Source organism: Nocardia sp. NPDC056100, assembly GCF_042266325.1.
GTDB lineage: Bacteria > Actinomycetota > Actinomycetes > Mycobacteriales > Mycobacteriaceae > Nocardia.
In genome coordinates, this window is record NZ_JBHJVY010000003.1 from 1,043,089 (window position 1) to 1,065,098 (window position 22,010).

Genomic DNA, 22,010 nt, shown 5'->3' on the forward strand with positions numbered 1-22,010 from the left:
GTACGGAAGGAAACAGCGTGCTGACCGACGCGCTTCGTGAGGAACTTGCGGACGAACTCGCCGTAGCGGAACGGGACCGTATCGCGCTCGACCCCCTGGTCGCGCGGCATCCCGACATCGACGTGGTCGATGCCTACGAGATCCAGCTGATCAATATGCGTCGGCGGTTCGCGGGCGGAGCCAAGGTGGTGGGCCACAAGGTGGGCCTGTCCTCCAAGGCCATGCAGCAGATGATGGGCGTGGACGAACCCGACTACGGACATCTCCTCGCGGAGATGGAGGTCTTCGAAGACGTTCCGGTCGACACCGCCAAATTCCTGTACCCGCGCGTCGAGGTCGAGGTCGGCTTCATTCTGGGTGCGGATCTGCCCGGCGAGGACTGCACCGAGGAAGACGTGCTGAAGGCCACCGTCGCCTACGCGCCCTCCATCGAGTTGATCGATACCCGCATCAAGGACTGGAAGATCGGCCTGTGCGACACCATCGCCGATAACGCCTCCTCGGCCGGATTCGTCCTCGGCAAGCAGCGCGTGGCCCCGGATCAGTTGGATATCAAGGCAATCGACGCCGTGCTGACCCGCAATGGCGAGGTCATCGCCGAGGGCCGCTCCGACGCCGTGCTCGGCGACCCCACCATCGCGGTGGCGTGGCTGGCCCGCAAGGTCGCCCAGTTCGGCGTGCGCCTCAAGGCCGGAGACATCATCCTGCCGGGGTCCTGCACCCGCGCCATCGACGCCCGTCCGGGTGACGAGTTCATCGCCGAGTTCACCGGACTCGGCTCCGTCCACCTGTCTTTCAGCTGAGCTCACCGAAGTAGGAGAAAGCCGTGACCGCAAGCAAAGTCACCGCCGCGATCGTCGGGTCCGGCAACATCAGCACCGATCTGCTGTACAAGCTACTGCGTTCGGACAAGATCGAGCCGCGCTGGATGGTCGGCATCGACCCGGAGTCCGAGGGCCTCAAGCGCGCTCGCGGCCTGGGTCTCGAAACCTCCCCCGAGGGCGCGGATTGGCTGCTCGCCCTCGATGAGAAGCCCGATTTGCTGTTCGAGGCCACCTCGGCCTACGTGCACCGCGCGTACGCGCCGAAGTACGAGGCCGCGGGCATTCGCGCGGTCGACCTCACCCCCGCGGCCGTCGGCCCCGCCGTCATTCCGCCGGTGAACCTGGACTCGCTGCGCGACGCCATGAACGTCAACATGATCACCTGTGGTGGCCAGGCGACGATTCCGATGGTCAACGCGGTCTCCCGGGTCGTTCCGGTGTCCTATGCCGAGATCGTGGCCTCGGTCTCCTCGGTGTCGGCCGGTCCCGGCACTCGCGCGAATATCGACGAGTTCACCAAGACCACCTCCAACGGCGTGGTGAGCATCGGTGGCGCCGAGCGTGGCAAGGCGATCATCATCCTGAACCCGGCCGAGCCGCCGATGATCATGCGCGACACCATCTTCTGCGCGATTCCCGAGGACGCGGACCGCGATGCGATCAGCGAGTCGATCTTCCGCATGGAGAAGTCCATCCAGGAATACGTTCCCGGTTATCGCCTGCTCAACGACCCGCAGTTCGACGACCCCTCGCTGGTCTCCGGTGGCCTGGCGAAGGTTTCGATCTTCGTCGAGGTCGAGGGCGCGGGCGACTTCCTGCCGCCGTACGCGGGCAACCTCGACATCATGACGGCTGCGGCCACCAAGGTCGGCGACGTGCTGGCCGATCAGATCCTCTCGGCTCGGGTGTAAGGGAGAACTCAACCATGAGCAATGTGCTGAAGCCCTTCTCGGGCGAACTCGATGTGCGCGTCACGGACACCTCGCTCCGCGACGGCTCGCATCACAAGCGCCACCAGTTCACCGTCACCGAGGTCCGCGATATCGTCGGCGCCCTCGATGCCTCCGGCGTGCCGGTCATCGAGGTCACCCACGGCGACGGCCTCGCCGGTTCCTCGTTCAACTACGGTTTCTCCAAAACCCCTGAGCAGGAACTGATCAAGGCCGCCGCGGAGACCGCCAAGCAGGCCAAGATCGCCTTCCTCATGCTGCCCGGCGTGGGCGTGAAGGAAGACATCAAGATCTCGCAGGACAATGGTGCGTCCATCTGCCGCATCGCCACCCACTGCACCGAAGCGGATGTCTCCATCCAGCACTTCGGTTACGCACGGGATCTGGGCCTCGAGACCGTCGGCTTCCTCATGATGGCGCACTCCACCACCCCGGAGCTGCTCGCCAAGCAGGCGCGCATCATGGCCGATGCGGGCTGCCAGTGCGTCTACGTCGTCGACTCCGCCGGTGCCCTTGTGCTGGAACAGGTTTCGGATCGCGTCTCCGCGCTGGTCGCCGAACTCGGCGATGACGCGCAGGTCGGGTTCCACGGCCACGAGAACCTGGGTCTGGCCGTCGCCAACTCGGTGTACGCGGTGCGCGCCGGTGCGACCCAGATCGACGGTTCGGCTCGCCGCTTCGGCGCGGGCGCGGGCAACCTGCCCGTCGAGGCGTTCATCGGTGTCTGCGACAAGCTCGGCGTCAAGACCGGCGTCGACTTCTTCGCCATCACCGATGCCGCGGAAGACGTTGTGCGCCCGGCCATGCCGAGCGAATGTCTGCTGGACCGCCAGGCCCTGATGATGGGTTACGCGGGCGTCTACTCCTCGTTCCTGCGGCACGCGGAGCGTCAGGCCGAGCGCTACGGCGTCTCCGCCGCCGAAATGCTGGTGCGCGCGGGTAAGCGCAAGCTGGTCGGCGGCCAGGAAGATCAGCTCATCGATATCGCCCTGGAACTCCAGCGCGAGCAGGCGGCGGTCACCGCCTGATCCGCTGGCATAACGAACTGGGCCGCAACCACTTTCGGTTGCGGCCCAGTTCGTCGTCACGCACCGCTCAACCGCGCAGTCAAGGAACGGCTACCGCCAGCGTCGCGTATCCGAGCGCCGCGAACACGTCATCGGCTTCCAGATCCGGGTGATCGCCGAGAATCTCCTCGACCGACACCCCCGCCGCGAGCAGCTCGAGCACCAGCTCCACGGGATAGCGCATCCCTCGAATCACCGCCCTGCCACCGCAGACGGCCGGATCGAAGGTAATCCGCTCCTGATAGGACATGCCCCGAATTCTAGGGTCGCACCCTAACCGAACTCTGTGGTTGCGGTGATCCCACCCTATGACTTGTCCTCTACTGTCAACCCATGACCGACATCGTCCTCTACGGAGCCGACTGGTGCGGCGACTGCCGCCGAGCGAAAACCTGGCTCCGCGAAAACCACATCCCCTTCACCGAGATAGACGTCGAACACGACGACACCGCCCGCGAAAAAGCCATCGCCCTCGCCAACGGCCGCAAGAACATCCCCGTGGTGGTCTTCCCCAACGGCACAGTCCTCATAGAACCCACCAACGCCGACCTCGCGGCGGCTCTCGCGGTTTAGTGTCGCGGCTGGTAGCGGCCATTGGCAGGAAAGTGCCAATGCTGGCCAACGGGTGTTTCGGAGCCGATGATGGGGGGATGCGGCAGCAGAGTGTGAATGTGCCGGGGGTTGTCCGGGTTCGGCCCAGTGGGGATTTGGGTGGGGACGTGCGGCGGTTGTTGCGCGGGGTGCGGAGTGAGGCCGTGGTGGCGGTGTCGGGGTCGTTGCGGGGGGAGCGGCATTATGTGTTGGGGCACAGTGCTGTTCGGCAGTTGACGGGGGCTGGGAAGCGGGTTCGGGTGTTGTATTCGCCGGACTTTTTGGAGTCTCGGGATCGGTTGCCGTTGCTGGCGGATTCGGCGGTGGGGCCGGTTATTCGGGTGTCCAGCACCGGGTTTCGCAATGCGCTGATCATCGATCGGCGGGCGGCGGTGCTGTGGAGCGGGGTGGGGGCGGTGGATCCGTATGTGGTGCTGGTGCGGGATCCGGTGTTGATCGGGACGATTCATCAGTTCGCGACCATGACGTGGGAGGCGGCGGCCCGGGTGGAGGGGCGTAGGGAGATCGGGCAGCCGAGCTTCGACGACAGGTCGCTGGCCGTGCTGGATGCGCTCGCGCAAGGGGTCAAGGATGAGGTGGCGGCGCGGGAGCTGGGGGTTTCGCTGCGGACCTATCGGCGGGTTGTCGCGGATCTGATGGTGCGGCTGGAGGTCGGCACGCGCTTTCAGGTGGGGGTGCGGGCGGCACAGCTGGGGCTGATCTCCCTGGACTAGGGTGAGACTTGCGGATAAATAGTCGAGATTTTCAGCTATTCATCGTCTTGTTCGGTCCGCATAACGTAGTCCTCGTTCGGTTCGCCGGAATGGCCGGAGACCAGCGGTAGAGGAGAAGACGATGCGGGCGGTTATTCAGGAAAGCTTCGGTGGGCCCGAGGTGCTGAAGGTGGTCGAGGTCGCGAAGCCGGAATTGCTGTCGGGTGAGGTGCTGGTTCGGGTGCGGGCCAGCGCGGTGAATCCGGTGGATGTGGCGGTGCGGTCGGGGGCGTTCCCGTTGTTGGGGCAGCCGCCGTTCGGGGTGGGCTGGGATATCTCCGGGGTGGTCGAGGCCGCCGGACCGGGAGCCCGGTACGAGGTCGGTGACGAGGTCTACGGGATGCCGTTCTTCCCGCGTGCCGCGACCGGATACGCCGAATACGTGGCCACGCCTTCGCGGCAGGTGGCTCGTAAGCCCAAGTCGCTCAGTCATGTTGAGGCGGCCGCGCTGCCGTTGGCCGCGCTGACCGCGTGGCAGGGGTTGGTGGATCGGGCGGGTGTCAAGGCGGGGGATAGGGTGCTGATTCACCGGGCCGCCGGTGGTGTCGGGCATCTGGCGGTGCAGATCGCCAAGGCGCACGGTGCGTATGTGATCGCGCTGGCCAGCGCAGAGAAGCACGATTATGTACTCGGGCTCGGTGCCGATGAGGTAATCGACTACCGCACAACCGATTTCACCGAAGCGGTCGAGGACATCGACATCGTGTTCGATTCGGTCGCCGACGGCGCGCGATCGCTGACGGTGTTGAAGCCGGGCGGGGTGCTGGTGAGCATTCTCGAACATCCGAACGCCGAGCTGGCCGAGACCGTCAAGGCGGCGGGGCGGCGCTTCGCGGGTGTCTCGGTGGAACCGGATTACGCCGCGCTGGAGGCGATCGCGGAACTCGTCGACGCGGGCCAGCTGCGCCCCACCATCGCCGAAACCCTGCCGCTGGCGGATGCGGGCAAGGCGCACGAGATCGTCGCCGAAGGTCGCACGGTGGGCAAGATCGTGCTCACGGTCGACTGAGGATGTCCCGGACCATCGTCCGTCGAATAATGAAACCGGAGCTCGACGCGGAATCGGGCTCCGAACCGAAGGAGAACGGCATGGATGTGCTGAGCGAGGCGCTGGCCTCCATGCGAACCGGTGCGCCGAATTCGGTGCGCACCGAGGGCCGCGCCCCCTGGGGGCTTGCCCTGCCGGAGACCGCGGGCGCGGGATTCCATGTGGTGCTGCACGGTTCGTGCTGGATCTACCCCACCGCGCACAGCACCGAACCGATCGCGCTCGGCACCGGCGATGTGGTGTTCGTGCGGGACGGTTCCGGGCATGTGCTCGCCGACCATCCGGATACCCCGGCCGCGGTATCGCGTCCCGACCAGTACTCCGGTCGCCCGCCGATCGGCGCGGTGCGGATCGGCGGGGACGGTCCGGTCACCAGCCTGCTCTGCGGCAACTATCACCTGGACGGGCAGCGCCCGCATCCACTGCTGCGGCAGCTGCCCGAGTTCATCCATCTACCCGCCCGGGACGGCCGTCACCCCGAATTGGCCGCCGCCATCACGCTTTTGCGCGCCGAGCTGGATAACCCGCGCATCGGCTCGCACGGCATCGTCCCCGCACTCATCGATTCGCTGCTGCTGTACATCCTGCGCGCCTGGGTGGAGGAGCGACCGCGCTCGGAAGCGGTGGGATGGGCTGCGGCACTGCGTGATCCGGCCGTCGCCCCGGCACTGGCCGCCATGCACGACGATCCGGCCGCCGCCTGGACCGTGCAATCGCTGGCCGATGCGTCGGGCCTGTCCCGCGCCGCGTTCGCCCGCAAATTCAACACCATGGTCGGCGAACCCCCGCTGGCGTATCTGACCCGCTGGCGGCTCACCACCGCCGCGCGCCTGCTCCGCGAGGACGATCTGCCGATGGATCGGGTCGCCGCCCGCGCGGGCTACAGCTCGGAATTCGCCTTCGGCAAGGCGTTCAAGCGCGAATACGGCGTCGCCCCAGGGCAATACCGCCGTCAGGCACGCACCGCGGCCTGAATTCCACAGGTGTGCACAAGTTGTCCACAATGCACAGCGCCCCTGTGGATGAATTCCACAGGGGCGCTGGCGCAGTCGGCTCGATCAGCTCACAACCAGGTATCGAGCGTGGTGGTGGTGAGGAAATGCTCCAGATCCGCACGCCACGGCGCGGGCACCGTCTTATCCGGCTCGATGGCCGTGTACTGCCCGCGATAGAACAGCAGGGGCCTGCCGGAATCGGTGGATTCCGACAGGGCCTGCACGCGGCCGATCACGATGTAGTGATCACCGCCGTCGACGACCTGATCCACAGTGCACTGGATCGTGGCCAGGGCGTCGTCCAGCACCGGAAGCTCCAAAGCTGAAGTGTTCCAGGGAACTCCGGCGAACTTGTCCGGTTCGCGCGAGCCGAAGCGCGCGCACACCGATTGCTGTTCCTCGGCGAGGATATTGACGCAGAACTTGCCGTTGGCCTCGATGGCCGCCCACGATTTGGATGCCTTGGTGGGGCAGAACACGATCAGGGGCGGGTCGAGGGACAGTGCGGCGAACGACTGGCAGGCGAACCCGATCGGCGCGCCCTCCCCGTCGAAGGTGGTGATGACGGTGATGCCGGTGCAGAACTGCCCCAGCACATTCCGGAATTGCCGTGCGTCGATCTCGGGCTGATCGTCCGTCGTTGTCATGGCCGCCTCTTCGCTTACTTGAATCCGACGGTGAAGTCGTGACCCCACAGGCTCACCGCGGTGGATTCCCGCGCGATCCAGGACTCGTCCTCGACTTCCAAACCCTCGCAGCCGAATTCGATATCGAATCCGCCCGGCGTCTTCATATAGAACGACAGCATTTTATCGTTGATATGCCGTCCGAGGCTGGCCGACATCTTCACCTTGCGGCGCATGGCGCGATCCAGGCACATGCCGACATCGTCGGAACTCTCCACCTCGACCATCAGGTGCACGATGCCGGTCGGGTTGGGCATGGGCAGGAACGCCAGCGCGTGATGGCGCGGATTGCAGCCGTAGAACCGCAGCCAGGCCGGATCGCCGTCGGCGGGGCGGCCGAGCATCTGCGGATGCAGCTTCATCGAGTCGCGCAGCCGGAAGCCCAGGATGTCCTGATAGAACGCCTGTGCCGCGGCATCGTCGTCACAGGTGAGCACGACGTGCCCGAGACCCTGTTCGGCGGTGACGAACTTGTGCCCGTACGGGCTGATGAAACGCCGCGCCAGGTACTGCGAGCCGTGGAACGCCTCCAGCACATTGCCGGACGGATCCTGGAACGAGATCAGCGCCTCGACGCGACGGTCGGCGACCTCCTCCTTGGTGCCCTCGCGGAACGCCACGCCGGCCTTGGAGAGCTTCTCCCGGAGGACCTGCAGCGCGGGGCCGTCGGTCACCTCCCAGCCGGAAACCTGAAGCCGGTCAACGTCGCTCGGCACGATCACCAGGCGCGCCGGGAAATCATCCATGCGCAGGTAGAGGGCGTCCGGATCGGGTCCGGTGCCCTCCATCATGCCGAGCACCTTGAGCCCGTACTCACGCCAGGCCGCCATATCGGTGGCCCCGATGCGCATGTATCCGAGTGCTCGAATGCTCATGCTCACTTCTCCTTGACGCCGAGCAGGAAGTCGGTTGCCAGGCGGTTGAATTCGTCGAACTTCTCCAGCTGCGCCCAATGCCCGCAGCCGCCGAATACGTGCAATTGCACGCGCGGCACCATCTTCAGAGCTACGAGCGCGCCGTCGATCGGGTTCACCCGATCCTCGCGACCCCAGATCATCAGCACCGGCTGCCGCAGTTTGAACGCGTCGCGCCAGATCATGCCCTTGGCGAAGTCGGCTCCGGCGAAGGAACGTCCCATCGCGCGGGTGGCTTCCAATGATTCGGGCTTGCTGGCGGATTCGAAGCGGGCGTCGATGAGCTCCGGCGTGATCAGCTTCTGGTCGAAGACCATGATCCGCAGGAACGCCTCGAGGTTCTCGCGCGTCGGCTCGTAGTTGAACTTCGACAGCAGCTTGACGCCCTCGGTGGGGTCCGGCGCGAACAGGTTGGTGGACAACCCACCCGGACCCATCAGCACCAGTTTGCCCGCGCGATCGGGATAGTCGAGCGCGAATCGGGTGGCCGCGCCACCGCCGAGCGAATTGCCGAGCAGGTGCACGCGTTCGGTGATGCCGAGGGTATCGAGCAGATCCTTCAGCGCCGAGGACGAGTGCACGAAGTACTGCGGATGCTCGGTCGGCTTATCGGACAGCCCGAAGCCGGGCTGATCGACGGCCAGCACATGGAAGTCCCGCGCCAGCACCGGAATGTTCTTGGCGAAGTTCGACCACGACGACGCACCGGGCCCGCCACCGTGCAGCAGCACGATGGTGGGGCCGTTGCCGACGCCCGCCTCGTGATAGTGCAGCTTCAGATCCGGGCGGACCTGCGCGTACTTCGAAGTGGACTCGAAGGTGATGTCCTCAACAGTGGTCATGGACTACACCATCGTGTCGGTGATCGGCAGCCCGAACGCGTGCGTGCCGTACATGACGTAGGCGCGCTCGGCATCATTGGCCGCGTGCACCCGCCCGGCGTGCGCATCGCGCCAGAAGCGCTGCAGCGGAGTGCCATTGGCGAGCGCGGTGGCGCCCGAGGCCTCGAACAGCTTGTCGATGGAGGCGACGGCCCGGCCGGTGGCGCGCACCTGATCGCGACGGGCGCGAGCCCGCACATCGAACGGAACGTCTTCGCCGCGAAGCAGATACGCGTATTCGTCCGCGACATTGCCGGACAGCTGACGCCAGGCGGCGTCGATATCGCTGGCGGCCTCGGCGATGCGCACCTTGCCGAACGGATCGTCCTTGGCATTCTCACCGGCGTAGGCCGCGCGCACGCGCTTGCCCTGATGCTCGACGTGCGCCTCGTACGCGCCGTAGGCCATGCCGACGATCGGGGTGGAGATGGTGGTGGGGTGGATGGTGCCCCACGGCATCTTGTACACCGGATCGGTATTCTGCTCCAGGCCAGGCGATTTCAGCTCGCCCATGGCGCGGAAGCTGAGGAACCGGTGCTTGGGTACGAACACATTCTCCACCACGACGGTGTTGGAGCCGGTGCCGCGCAGGCCGACCACGTGCCAGACATCCTTGATGTCGTATTCACTGCGCGGGATCAGGAAGCTGCCGAAGTCGACCGGCTTGCCGTTCTTGATCACCGGGCCGCCGACGACCACCCAGTCCGCGTGGCCGGAGCCGGAAGACCAAGCCCAGGAACCGTTCACGGTGTAGCCCGAGGCGTCCTCGGTCACCACACCCGCACCCATGGGCGCATAGGAGGAGGAGATGCGGACGTCGGTGTTCTCGCCCCAGACCTCTTCCTGCGCACGCTGATCGAACAGCGCCAGGTGCCAGTTGTGCACGCCGATGATGCCCGCGACCCAGCCGGTGGAGCCGCAGGCGCTGGCGATCTTGCGGACGGTGTCGTAGAAGACGACGGGGTCGGCGGCGTATCCGCCCCACTGCTTGGGCTGCAGCAGCTTGAAGAATCCGGCGGTCTGCAGGTCCTTGATGGACTCCTCGGGGATCTGCCGGAGATCCTCGGCCTGCTGGGCCCGCTCGCGGAGAGTGGGCAGCAGGGCTTCGACCCGCTCAACTACTTCTTGCGTCATCGCGCCAGTTGCTCCTGCCTGGTGAATCGGGCGGTTCTCGTTTGTCTCTGAGACTAGAACACGTTCTTATTTCTGTCGAGAACAGGTGGCCGCTATATGCCACGCGCGCGCGTCGTTCGCCTCACGAGGCGTTTTGTCCATTGATTGGACGAACAACTGGCGTGAAGCGCCGCATTTTTGTAACGTGTTCTAGTACTTCCAGAGGAGGATCACGATGTCAACAACCCCACCGGGGCCCCGTGGGAAGGTTCGCGAGATCGATGTGGGTGCGATGCCCACCCGCTACGCCCGGGGCTGGCATTGCCTGGGACTCGCCAGCACCTTCCGCGACGGCAAGCCGCACTCGGTTCAGGCCTTCGGTACCAAGCTGGTCGTCTTCATGGACAGCAAGGGCGATCTGAAGATCCTCGACGGCTACTGCCGGCACCTCGGCGGCGACCTGTCCATGGGTGAGGTCAAGGGCGATTCCATCGCCTGCCCGTTCCACGATTGGCGCTGGGGCGGCGACGGCAAGTGCACGGGCATTCCCTATGCCCGGCGCGTACCGCCGCTGGCTCGCACCCGCTCGTGGACCACGCTCGAGCGCAATGGTCAGCTGTTCGTCTGGCATGACCACGAGGGCAGCAAGCCCACCGACGAGGTGACGATTCCGTACATCGACGGGCCGTTCCAGGACAAGGACGGCAACGCTCTCGAGCAGCTGTCCGGCGACTGGACCGAGTGGACCTGGCACTCGATGCTCATCGAGGGCGCGAACTGCCGCGAGATCATCGACAACGTCGTGGATATGGCGCACTTCTTCTATATCCACTACGCCTTCCCGACGTACTTCAAGAACGTCCTCGAGGGTCACGTCGCGACGCAGTTCCTGGAGACCAAGGGGCGTCCGGATATCGGTGCCGCCGCGGAGGCCGGGATCGATTCGCTGCTCAAGTCCGAGGCGTCCTACTTCGGTCCGTCGTACATGATCAATCCGCTGCTGAACAGCTACAGCGGTTTCGAGGTCAAGACGGTGCTGATCAACTGCCACTACCCGGTCACGCAGGATTCGTTCGTGCTGCAGTGGGGTGTCACGCTGGAGAAGCCCAAGGGCCTCCCCGATGAGCAGGCCGCGGGCTTCGCGCGCAAGATGACCGACGGCGTCTCCGAGGGCTTCCTGCAGGACGTCGAGATCTGGAAGCACAAGTCCAAGATCGACAATCCGCTCCTCACCGAGGAGGACGGCCCGGTCTACCAGCTGCGCCGCTGGTACGACCAGTTCTACGTGGACGTCGCCGATATCGATCCGAAGTCGCAGCAGCGCTTCGAATTCGAGGTCGACACCACCAAGGCCAATGAGGCCTGGGGCATCGAGGTCGAAGAGAACATGCGCAAAAAGCGCGAAGCCGCCGAAGCCGCAGCGGCTTCCGAGGAGGCGAGCGTCTGATGACCGCCTGGGCGAAAGCACCCGATTTCGCGGACCGTCCGGAGCGGCGGGCGCAGGTGCGCGCCCAGACGGTGCTGGACAAAGAGCACTACATGGAATCCGGGATGACACCGATCGCGTGTGCGTCCTGCGGCACCGAGGTTCTCGTGCGCAAGCACAGCAGCAACCAGAAAACCGTGCAGTGGACGGTCAATCCGGCCGAACACTGCCCGGTATTCCGCAAGATGGCCGAGGCCGGTCCGACCTTCGGCAAACCGGATTCCTGCCCGAACCTCGAGAAGACCATCGACCACGCCGTGGCCGAGGGCCTGCTCGAAATAGACGACTAGTCCAGACGGAAGTCGGCGAAGTCGAAACCCGGTGCGACGACACAACTCACCAGCACATAGTCGTCGCCCGCCGGACGGGCGGCCTGGCTCACACCGCCGGGAATCACCGCCTGGGGCCGCTGCCCCTGCTCGACATCGGGTCCGAGGACGATCTCCTCGCCCCCGATGTTCAGCAGCAGCGGGCCGCCCCGATGCCAGAACCAGATCTCATCCGAGCGCACCGTATGCGGCGCGGATTTCTCACCCGGCAGCAGCAGGAAATAGATGGCCGTCGCGCTGGAGCGCGGGCCGTCATAGCCTTCGGGCTCGAATTCGACCGCACTGCGCCAGGTTTCCCGGTACCAGCCGCCCTCGGGGTGCGGGGCCATATCCAATTCCGCTGCCAGCTTGGGCCTTTCGATGCTCATGGCATCCACAGTAGGTCCCGTCAGCTGAACGGTGAGTCGGGTCGTTCCTCGCGCACGCCGTCCACCCAGATGTCGACCTTCTCGTTGTAGAAGCTGGCGAAGCCCGCGATCTTCTGACTCTCCGCGGTGGGTGTGCGGTAGATCCAGACGATATCGCGATAGATGTCCTCGCCGAGCTGCACGCTCCAGTATTCGGCGTTGCCCTTGTACGGGCAGAGCGTCGTGGTGTCGGAGTCCTCGAGCAAGTCCAGGCGGATATCGGTGAGCGGCAGGTAGTAGCGCGCGGGCAGCCCGGTCTCGAACAGGATGCGCGGGTTGCGGGATTCGGCCACGGTCTGCCCGGCGATCTCGACGCGGATGTGCCGGGAACTGGAGAGGATGTCGACCCGGTGGAAGGGGTCGCGGGGATGACCGTAGATCGGCTCGTCCTCCTCGAACCAGGCGTCCATGGCCTTGGGCTCGAGACGGACCAGATCCTGTAGTTCGGGGGTGGGGGAGTCGAGGTAGCGGACCGCGGCACCCGGGGCGGTATGGCCGTCGGCGATGACATCGAAGCCGACGGGGGTGCCGAGGTGATTCGCGGTGCGGGTATCGCCGGTCGGCTCGAGTTCGACCCGCAGCTCATCGGCCGGGAAGTAGTAGGTGGGGAAGTAGGCGTGCTCCCACACCAGCCTCGACTTGATGGTGTCGACGGCCAGTTGACCGCCCAGATAGACGCGTACTCGTTTGGCGCACGGCAGCACGCGCACCTGATCCGTCTTCGTTTCGGACATACCTCCCGAAGGTACTCCGAAGTGGAAGGAGCAGGCCCGCTATGGTGTTCGGGCAACAACCGAGCAACAACCTGAAGGCGGCCAGATGTCGGAAACGCTCAGCACCGAGCAGCAGGGACTGCGGACCGGGCTGCGGCGCCGCCATATGACCATGCTCGCCATCGGCGGCGCGATCGGCGCGGGTCTTTTCGTCGGCAGCGGTTCGGTCATCGGCACCGCCGGGCCCGCCGCCATCCTCTCCTACGCCGCCGCCGGACTGCTGGTGCTCTGCGTCATGCGGGCGCTCGGCGAAATGGTCGTCGCCCGCCCGGTCGCGGGCTCACTCGCCGAATACGCGCGCATGTCGATGGGTCCGTTCGCCGGATTCACCATCGGCTGGCTGTACTGGTACCTCTACGTCATCCTGGTCGGCGCGGAAGCCGTCGCGGGCGCGGCCATCCTGTCGAATTGGATCGATCTGCCGCAGTGGGTGCTCTCGGCCGCACTGCTCACCCTGATGACCGCGGTCAATCTGGTGTCGGTGAAATCATTCGGCGAGTTCGAATTCTGGTTCGCCTCGATCAAAGTCGTGGCCATCGTGCTGTTCCTGGTGATCGGCGTGGCCTGGGTCTTCGGCCTGTGGCCGGATGCCGAGAGCGGTTTCGGCAACCTCACCGCATTCGGCGGTTTCGCGCCCAACGGCATCACCGGCATCTTCTCCGCCATCGTGATCGTCATGTTCGCCTTCGGCGGCACCGAGATCGTGACGGTCGCGGCCGCGGAATCGAAGGAGCCCGGCCAGGCCGTGGCCCGGGCCACCAATAATGTGCTGTGGCGGGTCGGCCTCTTTTACGTGGCCTCGATCTTCCTGGTGGTGACCATCCTGCCGTGGAATGACGCCCACGTACTGCAGAGCCCGTTCGTCAGCGCCCTGGACCGTATGGGCATCCCCGCCGCGGGCACCATCATGCAGGTCGTCATCCTGACAGCCGTTCTCTCCGTGCTGAATTCGGCCATCTACGTCTCCTCCCGCATGCTCTACGTCCTCACCCGTGACGGTGACGCCCCCGCCGCCCTGGTCACCGTGAACAGGCGCGGTGTCCCGGCCCGCGCGGTGCTGCTCGGCACGGTCGCGGCATGGGGCGCGGTCATCGCCTCCTACGTCTCGCCCGACCAGGTCTTCACCTTCCTGGTGAACTCCATCGGTGTCGTCCTGGCCTTCGTCTACGTGGCGATCATGCTCTCCCAGTTGCGTTTACGCGCTCGCCTCCGCCGCGAGGACCCCTCCGCGCTCACCTATCGCATGTGGGGCTACCCGTACATCTCCTGGGCCGTCATCATCGCCATCCTGGCGGTCTTCGTGGCCATGGCGGCCAACCCCGATCAGCGAAACCAATTGCTGGCCTCCACAATCAGTCTCCTGGTCGTGGCCGCCCTCTATCCGCTGCGCAAACGCTTCGGTAAGAAGCCGCCCGTTCACGAGGTGGAAGTGCTGCGGCACTGAGCATTCGGGGCCTGTCTACTCGATGGGCTCCAGCAGGACGGCCGTGCCGTAGGCGGCGACTTCGCTCATGGTGTTGGCGATCTCATTGCAGTCGAAGCGCATGGCGATCACGGCGTTCGCGCCGAAATACATGGCGTGCTGGCACATTCGCATGACCGCTTCGTGGCGGGACTGATAGAGCAGTTGCGTGTATTCGTGGATCTCACCGCCGCCGAGGGCGCGAAATCCGGCGCTGAAGTTCGCGCCGAGGCCGCGACTGCGCACCGTGAGCCCCGCCACCTCGCCGAAGACCCGCACCACTTTGCTCCCGGGAACGTCGTTCATCGTCGACACGAGGATCGGGAACTGCGGTGCGGGCTGCTGCGGCGGCTGCTGTTGCTGCGGTGCCTGCTGGTACGGCTGACCCTGTTGCGGGTGCGGGAACTGCTGCGGCGGCATGGGCTGATTCATGCGCGGATCGTACGACGTCAGCGGGTATGCCGGGAGTGCGCGAAGGTGAAGGATTCGTGTCGCGCGGATGCGCGCTCAGTCCTCGCCGAGGGTGATGGCCTGGGCCTCGGCCGGGGTGTGCGCACCGGGTGCGCGAGTGTCCATGTGCGCCAGCAGACTCCGGCCGGAGACCAGGACGACCACGGCGGCGGCGGTGCAGGCCGCGCCGACCCAGAACGGCAGCGCCATATGGTGTTCGCCGAGCTTGCCCGCCAGGTAGGGGGCGGCCGCACCGCCCGCGAAGCGGACGAAGCTGTAGGCGGCCGAGGCGGTGGCGCGCTCCACGGGGGCCGATTCCATGACGGCCTCGGTGATCAGGGTGTTGTTCACCCCGAGGAACAGACCCGAGATCACGGTGCCGATCACCAGGACTGGCTTATGGTCGGCGAACGCGGCCATGACGCCCAGATCCACCGCGAACAGCGCCAACGATAGCGCCATCATGCGCACGGTTCCGAAGGCGCGCTGCAGTTTCGGAGCCAGGAAGACCGAGGAGAACGCGAGCAGCAGACCCCAGCCGAAGAAGATGAAGCCGATGGAATAGGTGCCCATGTTCAGCGGGAACGGGGTGTAGGCCAGCAGGGTGAAGAAGCCGTAGTTGTAGAGCAGCGCGGTGACGCTGACCAGCAGCAGGCCGGGGTAGGCGAGGGCCTTGAAGGGTGCCGTGATGGAGGTCGGCTTGGCGGGTTTCGGAGCCTCGGGCAGCAGCACCACCAGGGCGATGAAGGCGATGGCCATCAACACCGAGACGCCGAAGAACGGTGCGCGCCAACTGAAGTGGCCGAGGAAGCCGCCGACCAGCGGTCCGGTCGCGATGCCGATGCCGAGCGCCGCCTCGTACAGGATGATGGCGCGGGCGGTGCCCCCGCTGGCAGCGCCGACAATGGTGGCGAGCGCGGTCGCGATGAACAGCGCATTGCCGAGCCCCCAGCCCGCGCGGAAGCCCACGATCTGGCTCACGGTGCCGGAACCGCCTGCGAGAGCGGCGAATACGACAATGATGGCCAGACCCGCGAGCAGGGTCTTCTTCGCGCCGAAGCGGCTGGAGATGACACCGGTGATCAGCATGGCCAAACCCGTGACCAGCATGTAGCTGGTGAACAGCAGCGTCACCTGGGACGGTGAGGCGTGCAGTTGTTCGCCGATCGGCTTGAGAATGGGATCGACCAAGCCGATCCCCATGAAGGCGATGACCGAGGCGAAGGCCACGGCCCATACGGATTTGGGTTGTTTGGTTTCTCCGGTGCTGGCAGGTCCGTCGATGGCGGGCCGCGTAACCGACATTGTGCTCAAGGCCAGTTCCTCATCTAGGAGTGCGGTTGTTTCGCAGCTGCTCCCTAGATTGTTGCACAAGCTAACTAAATAGTTAACAAGGCTAAGGATATCTTCGAGTGAAATAACGCACAAGGCCGGGACCAGCGCTTTTGCGCCGATCCCGGCCTGAGCCGAGGGGTTCTCCGCCTACGCCGGACGGGCCAGCGGACGGGCGGGCGTACCGAACAGCTGGGCGTCACCGTGCGCGCGCTTGAAGAACAGGTGCGCGTCGTGCTCCCACGTGATGGCGATGCCGCCGTGCAGCTGCACGGTCTCCGAGACCACCGAATTGAGCGTGGTGGTGGCGTGAATGCGGGCCGAGGCCACATCGACGGCTTCGGCGGTGCCGTTCGCCAGTCCGGCGATGGCCAGGTAGGCGACCGAGCGGGTGGACTCCACCAGCACGTACATATCCGCCATGCGGTGCTTGAGAGCCTGGAAGCTGCCGATCGGACGGCCGAACTGCACGCGGGACTTGCTGTACTCGACCGTCATGTCCAGGCAGCGCTCGGCAGCGCCGAGCTGCTCGGCGGTGACTGCGGCCCAAGCGATTTCGCGCAGACGCGACAGATCGACCGTGCCCAGCGCACGCGCCGGGGCCGAAGCGAACTCGATGGTGGTCAGGCGACGAGTCGGATCCATGGTGGGCACGACCGTACGGGTCACACCCGCGGCCGCGCCGTCGACCTCGTAGAGGCCATCGGCGGTGAGCACCAGCAGGGTGTCCGCGTACGCACCGTCCAGGACGTAATGGGCGGTGCCGGAGACGGTTTCGCCCTCGGCGCGGACGCCGAAGGAATCCCAGCCGGACGGACCGGCCCAGCACAGCGCCAGGGTGCGCACACCCTCGGCGACCTCGGGCAGCAGCCGCTCATTGGCTTCGGCGTCACCCGCGAGCAGCAGTGCCTGCACGCCGAGCACGGCCGAGCCGAGCATGGGCGGCGCGGCCAGCGTGCGGCCCAATTCCTCTACCACCAGCAGGGATTCGACCAGGCCGACGCCGACGCCGCCGAACTCCTCCGGAATGGCGAGCGCCGCGACGCCCACCTGCTCGCACAGCAGCTTCCACAGTTGTTCGTCATAGCCGCGCTCGGCCTCCAGCCCGCGCCGCATGGCCGCGCTGTCGCCGTGCTTGGCCAGCACCGCGCGCACGGTCCCGGCGAGTTCCTGCTGCTCAGCCGTAATGCTCATGCGTCGGCTCCCATCGTGTCGTGCCGTAGCTGAAGGTGGTTCACGCCGCCGCACCCGCGCGCAGGGCGGCGGCGATGCGGGCGCGGTGGAAAGCCGGTGTGCCCCAGGCGGAACGGAGCGCGGTGACCTTGGTCAGCCACAGCGACAAATCGAATTCGGCGGTGTAGCCGATCGCGCCGTGCACCTGCAGGCCGATGCGGGCCGCCTGGTACGCCGCCTCACCGCAGGCCAGTTTGGCCGCGGAGATATCGCGGGCGCGAGTGGTGGCGTCCGCTCCGGCCTCGAAGGTGAGAGCGGCGCGGTACAGCAGCGGCTGCGCCATCTCCAGGGCGATCGAGACATTGGCCAGGTGATGCTTGATGGCCTGGTACTGGCCGATCGGCTTGCCGAACTGCTGGCGCTGCTTGACGTAGTCGACGCTGGTGTCGAGCAGGGCGCGGCCCGCGCCGAGCAGCTGCGCGGCGGCGGCCAGGGCGGCGGAATCGAAAGCCAGATCGATTGCGGCGCCGACGCCTTCGCCCTCGGCGAGCACCGACTCGGCGGTCACCGGGAACAGGCGGCGGGCCGCGTCGACGGACTTGGCCTGCGCACCGGCGGTGGCGAGGGAAACCCGATCGCCCGCGGCGAGCAACACCAGGTCGGCGATATCGGCGTCCAGTGCGACCGGCGTCCCGGAGGCGGCGAGCGCGCTGGCTCCGGCCGTCGCGGCGGCCGCGCCACCCCCGTCGGGACCGATGGCGATGGTGCCCAGCTTCGCGCCCTCGGCGAACTGCGGCAGCCATTCCGCCGCCGCGGCCGCATCCGGAAGTGCCTGCAGCAGTGCGGGAATCGCGGCGGCGGTCTCCACCAGCGGTCCCGGCACGGCGGCCCGGCCGATTTCGGTGAAGGCCACGATCAACTCGACCGGGCCCGCGCCGAAGCCGCCGTTGTCCTCGGTGATGGTCAGGCCCAGCGCACCGGCCTCGGCGAGCTGGCTCAGCAGCGCCCGGCCGGACGCGGAATCGCCCGCGCCCCAGGCGCGTACGACGCCGGGCGTCTTGGCCGCCTCGCCCATTTTGCGCAGGCTGGCGGCGAAATCGATTTGTTCAGCGGTAAGTGCGAATCGCATGTCGTCCTCCGGGTGACTAGCGCGGCAGCCCGAGCAGGCGTTCGGCGATGATATTGCGCTGGATCTCATTGGTACCGGCGTAGATCGGACCCGCCAGCGAGAACAGGAAACCGTCGGTCCAGGCCGATTCCTGTTCGGCCGCGGCACCGTGCAGATCCAGTGCGGTCTCGTGCATGGCGATATCGAGGTCGGACCAGAAGACCTTGTTCACCGAGGATTCCGCGCCCAGCTGACCGCCATCGGCGAGCCGGGTGACGGTGGCCCAGGTGTTCAGGCGGTACGCCTCCGCACCGACCCAGGCGTCGACGACCTGATCGCGCAGCGCGGTATCGGATTCGTCGGCGACGGTGCGCCACAGGTCGATCAGCTTATCGGCGGTGGCATTGAACCGGCCGGGGGAGCGCAGCGAGAGCCCGCGCTCATTGCTGGAGGTCGCCATGGCGACCTTCCAGCCGTTATTGGCCTCGCCGATGACATCGGCGTCCGGCACGAACACATTGTCGAGGAAGATCTCCGCGAACCCGGGCTCGCCGTCCAGCTGCGGAATCGGCCGCACCGTAATGCCTTCGGCGGTCAGCGGGAACATCAGATAGGTGAGTCCCTTATGCCGCTGCGCTTCCGGATCGGAGCGGAACAGCCCGAAACCCCAGTCCGCGAACGAGGCCCTCGAACTCCAGGTCTTCTGGCCGTTGAGAATCCAGCCGCCCTCGGTGCGCTTGGCGCTGGAGCGGATACCGGCGAGATCGCTACCGGCCTCCGGCTCCGACCAGGCCTGCGCCCAGATGTCATCCGCGCGAGCCATTCTCGGCAGAATCCGGGCCAGCTGCTCCGGTGAACCGTGCTCGAACAGCGTCGGCGCGAGCAGGAAGATGCCGTTCTGCGATACCCGGCCGGGCGCTCCGGAGGCGTAGTACTCCTCCTCGAAGACCACCCATTCGGTCAGTGACGCGTCCCGGCCGCCGTATTCGGCGGGCCAGGCGACACAGGACAGCCGGGCCTCGGCCAGCTTGGCCTCCCACGCCCGGTGCGCCTCGAAGCCTTCCTTGGTGTCCATCGACGGCAGTGGCGTCGCGGGCACGTTGGCGGCCAGGAACTCGCGCACCTCGGCGCGGAATTCCTCTGTCTTGGCGTCGAATTCGAGATCCACTTACTTCGCCCCGTTCTTTCCTGCGGCATCTGTGGTTGTGGCGGTGGCCTTCATGGACTTGGCGTTCATCCCGCCCAGCGAGTCCGCGCCGACCTCGGCATTGTGCGCGTGCGCGAAGTGGTGCAGCCCGAACACCGAATCCATGCCCGCGCGCATACCCATCAGGTCCTCGCACTGGTTGACGGCCTTCTTGGTCAGCGCCAGGCCGAATTGCGGCATGGCCGAGATCTTCTCGGCCAGCGCGAAGGTCTCGGTCTCCAGATCCTCGCGTGCGACAACGCGATTCACCATGCCCCACTCGTAAGCCTGTGCGGCGGTGAAGCGGTCACCGGTGAACAGGATCTCCTTGGCGCGGCGCGGTCCCAGCACCCACGGGTGCGCGAAGTACTCGACACCCGGAATGCCCATGCGCACAACCGGATCGGAGAAGAACGCGTCCTCCGAGGCGACGATCATGTCGCACGACCAGGCCAGCATGAGCGCGCCCGCGATGCACGCGCCCTGCACCATGGCGATGGTCGGCTTGGGGATCTCCCGCCAGCGCCGGCACATGCCCAGGTAGACCTCGGACTCGCGCGCGAACCGCTGATCGCCGCCGGGCCGATCGGTGTGGTCCCACCACAGCGCGGCCTGGTTCTCGTACTTGATGTGGTGATCGCGCCCCGGCGTCCCGATATCGTGCCCGGCGCTGAAATGCTTTCCGGCCCCGGCCAATACGATCACCTTGACCTCGGCGTCCTCGACCGCGCGCACGAAGGCGGCATCGAGCGCGTAGGTCATGACCGAGTTCTGCGCGTTGCGGTAGTCCGGCCGATTCAGCGTGACGACCGCGACCGGCCCCCGCTTCTCGTAGAGGACGACCTCGCCCTCATCGGGAATGGGCCCCGGATCAACACTGTCGTGGGCGCTCACGCCTTCTCCTCACGTAGTTGCCGCTTGAGGACCTTGCCCGCGGCGCTGTAGGGCAGCTGATCGCGGAACTCGACGAACCGCGGAACCTTGAAATTTGCGAGCAGCGTCTTGGCATGCGCCAGTACGTCTTCGGCGGTCAGTTCGGCGCCGGGCTTGCGCACCACGAACACCTTGCCGACCTCGCCCATGCGCTCGTCCGGCACACCGATGACCGCGGTCTCGGCGACCCCGTTCAACCGCGCCATGGCCTGCTCCACCTCGGCGGGATACACATTGAAGCCGCCGGAGATGTACATGTCCTTGAGCCGGTCGGTGATCTTCACATAGCCGCGCTCGTCGATCACCGCGACATCGCCGGTGTGCAGCCAGCCGTCCCGATCGATGGTGTCGGCGGTGGCCTGCGCGTCATCGAGGTAGCCGACCATGATCTGCGAACTGCGCAGCAGCAGTTCACCATTGTCGGCCAGGTTCACCTCGAAACCGTCGATGGCGCGGCCGCAGGTATTGGCGATGGTCTCGGCCGAATCCTCGGGACGGCACATGAGCCCGAACCCGCCGGATTCGGTCTGCCCGTACGCGGTCAGCACCACATCGAATTTCAGCTCGCTGCGCATTCTCTCGATCAGCACGACCGGCACGGTGGCCGCGCCGGTGACCGCGACCCGCAGCGTGGACAGATCCGCCTCGGCGCGCGCCGGATGTTCGAGAATGGTCTGGAAGATCGTCGGCGGCCCGGTCAGCACGCTGATCCGCTCATCGTGGATCAGTCGCATGGTCTCGGGCACATCGAAGGTGGCCTGCGGAATGATGTGCGCGCCGGTGACCAGCGCGGCGAGAATGCCCGCCTTGTAACCGAAGCTGTGGAAGAACGGCGGCACCACCAGATAGCGGTCATCGCTGCTCAGGGTGGCGCAGTCGGCCCAGGCGCGGGCGCTGGTGAGCGCCTTACCGTGCGAGATCAGCACGCCCTTGCTGCGCCCGGTGGTGCCGGAGGTGAACAGGATGTCCGAAAGATCTTCCGCCCGAATCGATTCCGCGCGCGCGATGGCATCCTCGAGGCTGACCGCCTCGGCCAGCTTCGGCAGTTCGGACCACGCGATGGCGTTCTCGACGATCTCTTCCCGCTCAGCGGGAATGACGATGACGGTGTCGATGACCAATTCCGGTGCGTCCGCGCGCAGTTCGGCGAGGCGGTCGCGGCCCAGGAAGGTGCCGGCGATGAACAGCGCCTTGGCCTCCACCCGGCCGAGCACATCGGCGGCCTCATCGGCCACGTACCGCGTGTTCAACGGCACGATCACCGCGCCGACATAGTGGGTGGCCAGTACCGCGGTCACCCAGTGGTGCGTGTTCGGAGCCCAGATGCCGATCTTGTCGCCGCGTTGCACACCGCGCGCGATCAGCACGCGGGCGGTCTCACGGACCGAGTCGAGCAGTTGTGCCCAGCTCAATCGCACGGCACCGTCGGACACGGCGGGTGCGGAACCGTGTGCGTTCGCGGCGGCGTGCAGCGCGAGCGGAGTGGTCTGCGGTGGGGATGTCACGGCGTCTCCGAGCGTCCGGGAATG

24 protein-coding genes are annotated in these 22,010 nt (G+C 66.3%); 10 read left to right on the forward strand and 14 right to left on the reverse strand.

From position 1 onward, the window contains the following. Window positions 1–17: 17 nt before the first annotated feature. From ACFC0O_RS26970 to dmpG, 3 genes are read left to right on the forward strand one after another with little or no spacing between them, the layout of a single operon-like run. Window positions 18–803, forward strand: coding sequence for a 2-keto-4-pentenoate hydratase (locus tag ACFC0O_RS26970; protein WP_375962449.1), 786 nt, complete (start codon window positions 18–20; stop codon window positions 801–803). Between the two features lie 23 nt (window positions 804–826). Next, entirely contained in the window at window positions 827–1,735 is a 909-nt protein-coding gene (locus ACFC0O_RS26975) for an acetaldehyde dehydrogenase (acetylating) (protein ID WP_364637750.1), read from the forward strand. Window positions 1,736–1,749: 14 nt separating this feature from the next. Then, window positions 1,750–2,802: a 4-hydroxy-2-oxovalerate aldolase gene (dmpG, locus tag ACFC0O_RS26980; RefSeq protein WP_364637752.1), complete on the forward strand. Its 1,053-nt coding sequence runs from the start codon at window positions 1,750–1,752 to the stop codon at window positions 2,800–2,802. A 79-nt stretch (window positions 2,803–2,881) separates the two neighbouring features. Here the strand turns inward: dmpG and ACFC0O_RS26985 are convergent, their stop codons facing one another. Next, entirely contained in the window at window positions 2,882–3,091 is a 210-nt protein-coding gene (locus ACFC0O_RS26985; protein WP_364637754.1) for a DUF433 domain-containing protein, read from the reverse strand. A gap of 83 nt (window positions 3,092–3,174) precedes the next feature. Between ACFC0O_RS26985 and ACFC0O_RS26990 the strand changes: the two genes are divergently transcribed. The 4 genes from ACFC0O_RS26990 (at window position 3,175) to ACFC0O_RS27005 (ending at window position 6,227) form a co-directional block, all read left to right on the forward strand. Next, window positions 3,175–3,414, forward strand: a complete 240-nt coding sequence (locus tag ACFC0O_RS26990; protein ID WP_375962453.1) for a glutaredoxin family protein — start codon at window positions 3,175–3,177, stop codon at window positions 3,412–3,414. Between the two features lie 359 nt (window positions 3,415–3,773). After that, complete coding sequence (locus ACFC0O_RS26995; RefSeq protein WP_375962456.1) at window positions 3,774–4,166, forward strand: hypothetical protein; 393 nt, start codon at window positions 3,774–3,776, stop codon at window positions 4,164–4,166. A 121-nt stretch (window positions 4,167–4,287) separates the two neighbouring features. Further along, entirely contained in the window at window positions 4,288–5,214 is a 927-nt protein-coding gene (locus tag ACFC0O_RS27000; RefSeq protein WP_375962459.1) for an NADP-dependent oxidoreductase, read from the forward strand. Between the two features lie 80 nt (window positions 5,215–5,294). Then, a complete protein-coding gene (locus ACFC0O_RS27005; RefSeq protein ID WP_375962461.1) occupies window positions 5,295–6,227 on the forward strand; it encodes an AraC family transcriptional regulator in 933 nt (310 codons plus the stop codon). A gap of 89 nt (window positions 6,228–6,316) precedes the next feature. Here the strand turns inward: ACFC0O_RS27005 and hsaB are convergent, their stop codons facing one another. From hsaB to hsaA, 4 genes are read right to left on the reverse strand one after another with little or no spacing between them, the layout of a single operon-like run. Next, the gene (gene hsaB, locus ACFC0O_RS27010; protein ID WP_364637764.1) at window positions 6,317–6,895 is read right to left on the reverse strand and encodes a 3-hydroxy-9,10-secoandrosta-1,3,5(10)-triene-9,17-dione monooxygenase reductase subunit; all 579 of its coding nucleotides are present in this window, start codon (window positions 6,893–6,895) and stop codon (window positions 6,317–6,319) included. Between the two features lie 14 nt (window positions 6,896–6,909). After that, window positions 6,910–7,809, reverse strand: a complete 900-nt coding sequence (gene hsaC / locus ACFC0O_RS27015; RefSeq protein WP_375962464.1) for an iron-dependent extradiol dioxygenase HsaC — start codon at window positions 7,807–7,809, stop codon at window positions 6,910–6,912. 2 nt (window positions 7,810–7,811) lie between these two features. Next, complete coding sequence (gene hsaD, locus ACFC0O_RS27020) at window positions 7,812–8,690, reverse strand: 4,5:9,10-diseco-3-hydroxy-5,9,17-trioxoandrosta-1(10),2-diene-4-oate hydrolase (RefSeq protein ID WP_364637768.1); 879 nt, start codon at window positions 8,688–8,690, stop codon at window positions 7,812–7,814. Window positions 8,691–8,693: 3 nt separating this feature from the next. Further along, complete coding sequence (gene hsaA, locus ACFC0O_RS27025) at window positions 8,694–9,863, reverse strand: 3-hydroxy-9,10-secoandrosta-1,3,5(10)-triene-9,17-dione monooxygenase oxygenase subunit (RefSeq protein WP_364637770.1); 1,170 nt, start codon at window positions 9,861–9,863, stop codon at window positions 8,694–8,696. A 214-nt stretch (window positions 9,864–10,077) separates the two neighbouring features. On the opposite strand from hsaA, the gene ACFC0O_RS27030 reads away from it, so the two are divergent. Both ACFC0O_RS27030 and ACFC0O_RS27035 read left to right on the forward strand, forming a co-directional pair. After that, window positions 10,078–11,289: a Rieske 2Fe-2S domain-containing protein gene (locus ACFC0O_RS27030; protein WP_375962468.1), complete on the forward strand. Its 1,212-nt coding sequence runs from the start codon at window positions 10,078–10,080 to the stop codon at window positions 11,287–11,289. Then, window positions 11,289–11,618: a hypothetical protein gene (locus ACFC0O_RS27035; protein WP_364637774.1), complete on the forward strand. Its 330-nt coding sequence runs from the start codon at window positions 11,289–11,291 to the stop codon at window positions 11,616–11,618. Before ACFC0O_RS27030 ends, ACFC0O_RS27035 begins: the two co-directional genes overlap by 1 nt. Here ACFC0O_RS27035 and ACFC0O_RS27040 read toward each other — a convergent pair. Next, window positions 11,615–12,025: a cupin domain-containing protein gene (locus ACFC0O_RS27040; RefSeq protein ID WP_364637776.1), complete on the reverse strand. Its 411-nt coding sequence runs from the start codon at window positions 12,023–12,025 to the stop codon at window positions 11,615–11,617. The genes ACFC0O_RS27035 and ACFC0O_RS27040 overlap by 4 nt on opposite strands. A gap of 20 nt (window positions 12,026–12,045) precedes the next feature. Next, window positions 12,046–12,798 (reverse strand): DUF427 domain-containing protein, encoded by a 753-nt coding sequence (locus ACFC0O_RS27045; protein ID WP_375962472.1) that lies wholly within the window; start codon window positions 12,796–12,798, stop codon window positions 12,046–12,048. 85 nt (window positions 12,799–12,883) lie between these two features. Between ACFC0O_RS27045 and ACFC0O_RS27050 the strand changes: the two genes are divergently transcribed. Then, window positions 12,884–14,281 carry an amino acid permease gene (locus ACFC0O_RS27050; protein WP_375962474.1) on the forward strand — a complete coding sequence of 466 codons (1,398 nt, stop codon included), beginning with the start codon at window positions 12,884–12,886 and terminating at the stop codon, window positions 14,279–14,281. Between the two features lie 15 nt (window positions 14,282–14,296). On the opposite strand, the gene ACFC0O_RS27055 is transcribed toward ACFC0O_RS27050, so the two are convergent. The 7 genes from ACFC0O_RS27055 to ACFC0O_RS27085 form a co-directional block, all read right to left on the reverse strand. Then, entirely contained in the window at window positions 14,297–14,620 is a 324-nt protein-coding gene (locus ACFC0O_RS27055; protein ID WP_375963870.1) for a heavy metal-binding domain-containing protein, read from the reverse strand. A gap of 186 nt (window positions 14,621–14,806) precedes the next feature. Next, complete coding sequence (locus tag ACFC0O_RS27060; protein ID WP_375963873.1) at window positions 14,807–16,054, reverse strand: MFS transporter; 1,248 nt, start codon at window positions 16,052–16,054, stop codon at window positions 14,807–14,809. A gap of 177 nt (window positions 16,055–16,231) precedes the next feature. After that, the gene (locus tag ACFC0O_RS27065; protein WP_375962476.1) at window positions 16,232–17,275 is read right to left on the reverse strand and encodes an acyl-CoA dehydrogenase family protein; all 1,044 of its coding nucleotides are present in this window, start codon (window positions 17,273–17,275) and stop codon (window positions 16,232–16,234) included. Window positions 17,276–17,315: 40 nt separating this feature from the next. Continuing rightward, window positions 17,316–18,383: an acyl-CoA dehydrogenase family protein gene (locus ACFC0O_RS27070; RefSeq protein ID WP_375962479.1), complete on the reverse strand. Its 1,068-nt coding sequence runs from the start codon at window positions 18,381–18,383 to the stop codon at window positions 17,316–17,318. 16 nt (window positions 18,384–18,399) lie between these two features. Continuing rightward, complete coding sequence (locus ACFC0O_RS27075; RefSeq protein ID WP_375962482.1) at window positions 18,400–19,530, reverse strand: acyl-CoA dehydrogenase family protein; 1,131 nt, start codon at window positions 19,528–19,530, stop codon at window positions 18,400–18,402. Further along, entirely contained in the window at window positions 19,531–20,442 is a 912-nt protein-coding gene (locus tag ACFC0O_RS27080) for an enoyl-CoA hydratase (protein ID WP_364637796.1), read from the reverse strand. After that, the gene (locus ACFC0O_RS27085) at window positions 20,439–21,986 is read right to left on the reverse strand and encodes a FadD3 family acyl-CoA ligase (RefSeq protein WP_375962486.1); all 1,548 of its coding nucleotides are present in this window, start codon (window positions 21,984–21,986) and stop codon (window positions 20,439–20,441) included. Before ACFC0O_RS27085 ends, ACFC0O_RS27080 begins: the two co-directional genes overlap by 4 nt. Between the last annotated feature and the right edge of the window lie 24 nt (window positions 21,987–22,010).

What these genes read in the sequence shown, in the direction of transcription:
- ACFC0O_RS27030 (WP_375962468.1), top strand. Translation starts at nt 10,078, where the DNA reads ATGTCAACAACCCCACCGGGGCCCCGTGGGAAGGTTCGCGAGATCGAT.
- ACFC0O_RS27005 (WP_375962461.1), top strand. Translation starts at nt 5,295, where the DNA reads ATGGATGTGCTGAGCGAGGCGCTGGCCTCCATGCGAACCGGTGCGCCG.
- ACFC0O_RS27070 (WP_375962479.1), bottom strand. Translation starts at nt 18,383, where the DNA reads ATGCGATTCGCACTTACCGCTGAACAAATCGATTTCGCCGCCAGCCTG.
- hsaC (WP_375962464.1), bottom strand. Translation starts at nt 7,809, where the DNA reads ATGAGCATTCGAGCACTCGGATACATGCGCATCGGGGCCACCGATATG.
- hsaA (WP_364637770.1), bottom strand. Translation starts at nt 9,863, where the DNA reads ATGACGCAAGAAGTAGTTGAGCGGGTCGAAGCCCTGCTGCCCACTCTC.
- hsaD (WP_364637768.1), bottom strand. Translation starts at nt 8,690, where the DNA reads ATGACCACTGTTGAGGACATCACCTTCGAGTCCACTTCGAAGTACGCG.
- ACFC0O_RS27000 (WP_375962459.1), top strand. Translation starts at nt 4,288, where the DNA reads ATGCGGGCGGTTATTCAGGAAAGCTTCGGTGGGCCCGAGGTGCTGAAG.
- ACFC0O_RS27045 (WP_375962472.1), bottom strand. Translation starts at nt 12,798, where the DNA reads ATGTCCGAAACGAAGACGGATCAGGTGCGCGTGCTGCCGTGCGCCAAA.
- ACFC0O_RS27035 (WP_364637774.1), top strand. Translation starts at nt 11,289, where the DNA reads ATGACCGCCTGGGCGAAAGCACCCGATTTCGCGGACCGTCCGGAGCGG.
- ACFC0O_RS27040 (WP_364637776.1), bottom strand. Translation starts at nt 12,025, where the DNA reads ATGAGCATCGAAAGGCCCAAGCTGGCAGCGGAATTGGATATGGCCCCG.
- ACFC0O_RS27065 (WP_375962476.1), bottom strand. Translation starts at nt 17,275, where the DNA reads ATGAGCATTACGGCTGAGCAGCAGGAACTCGCCGGGACCGTGCGCGCG.
- dmpG (WP_364637752.1), top strand. Translation starts at nt 1,750, where the DNA reads ATGAGCAATGTGCTGAAGCCCTTCTCGGGCGAACTCGATGTGCGCGTC.
- ACFC0O_RS26985 (WP_364637754.1), bottom strand. Translation starts at nt 3,091, where the DNA reads ATGTCCTATCAGGAGCGGATTACCTTCGATCCGGCCGTCTGCGGTGGC.
- ACFC0O_RS27050 (WP_375962474.1), top strand. Translation starts at nt 12,884, where the DNA reads ATGTCGGAAACGCTCAGCACCGAGCAGCAGGGACTGCGGACCGGGCTG.
- hsaB (WP_364637764.1), bottom strand. Translation starts at nt 6,895, where the DNA reads ATGACAACGACGGACGATCAGCCCGAGATCGACGCACGGCAATTCCGG.
- ACFC0O_RS27060 (WP_375963873.1), bottom strand. Translation starts at nt 16,054, where the DNA reads ATGTCGGTTACGCGGCCCGCCATCGACGGACCTGCCAGCACCGGAGAA.
- ACFC0O_RS26990 (WP_375962453.1), top strand. Translation starts at nt 3,175, where the DNA reads ATGACCGACATCGTCCTCTACGGAGCCGACTGGTGCGGCGACTGCCGC.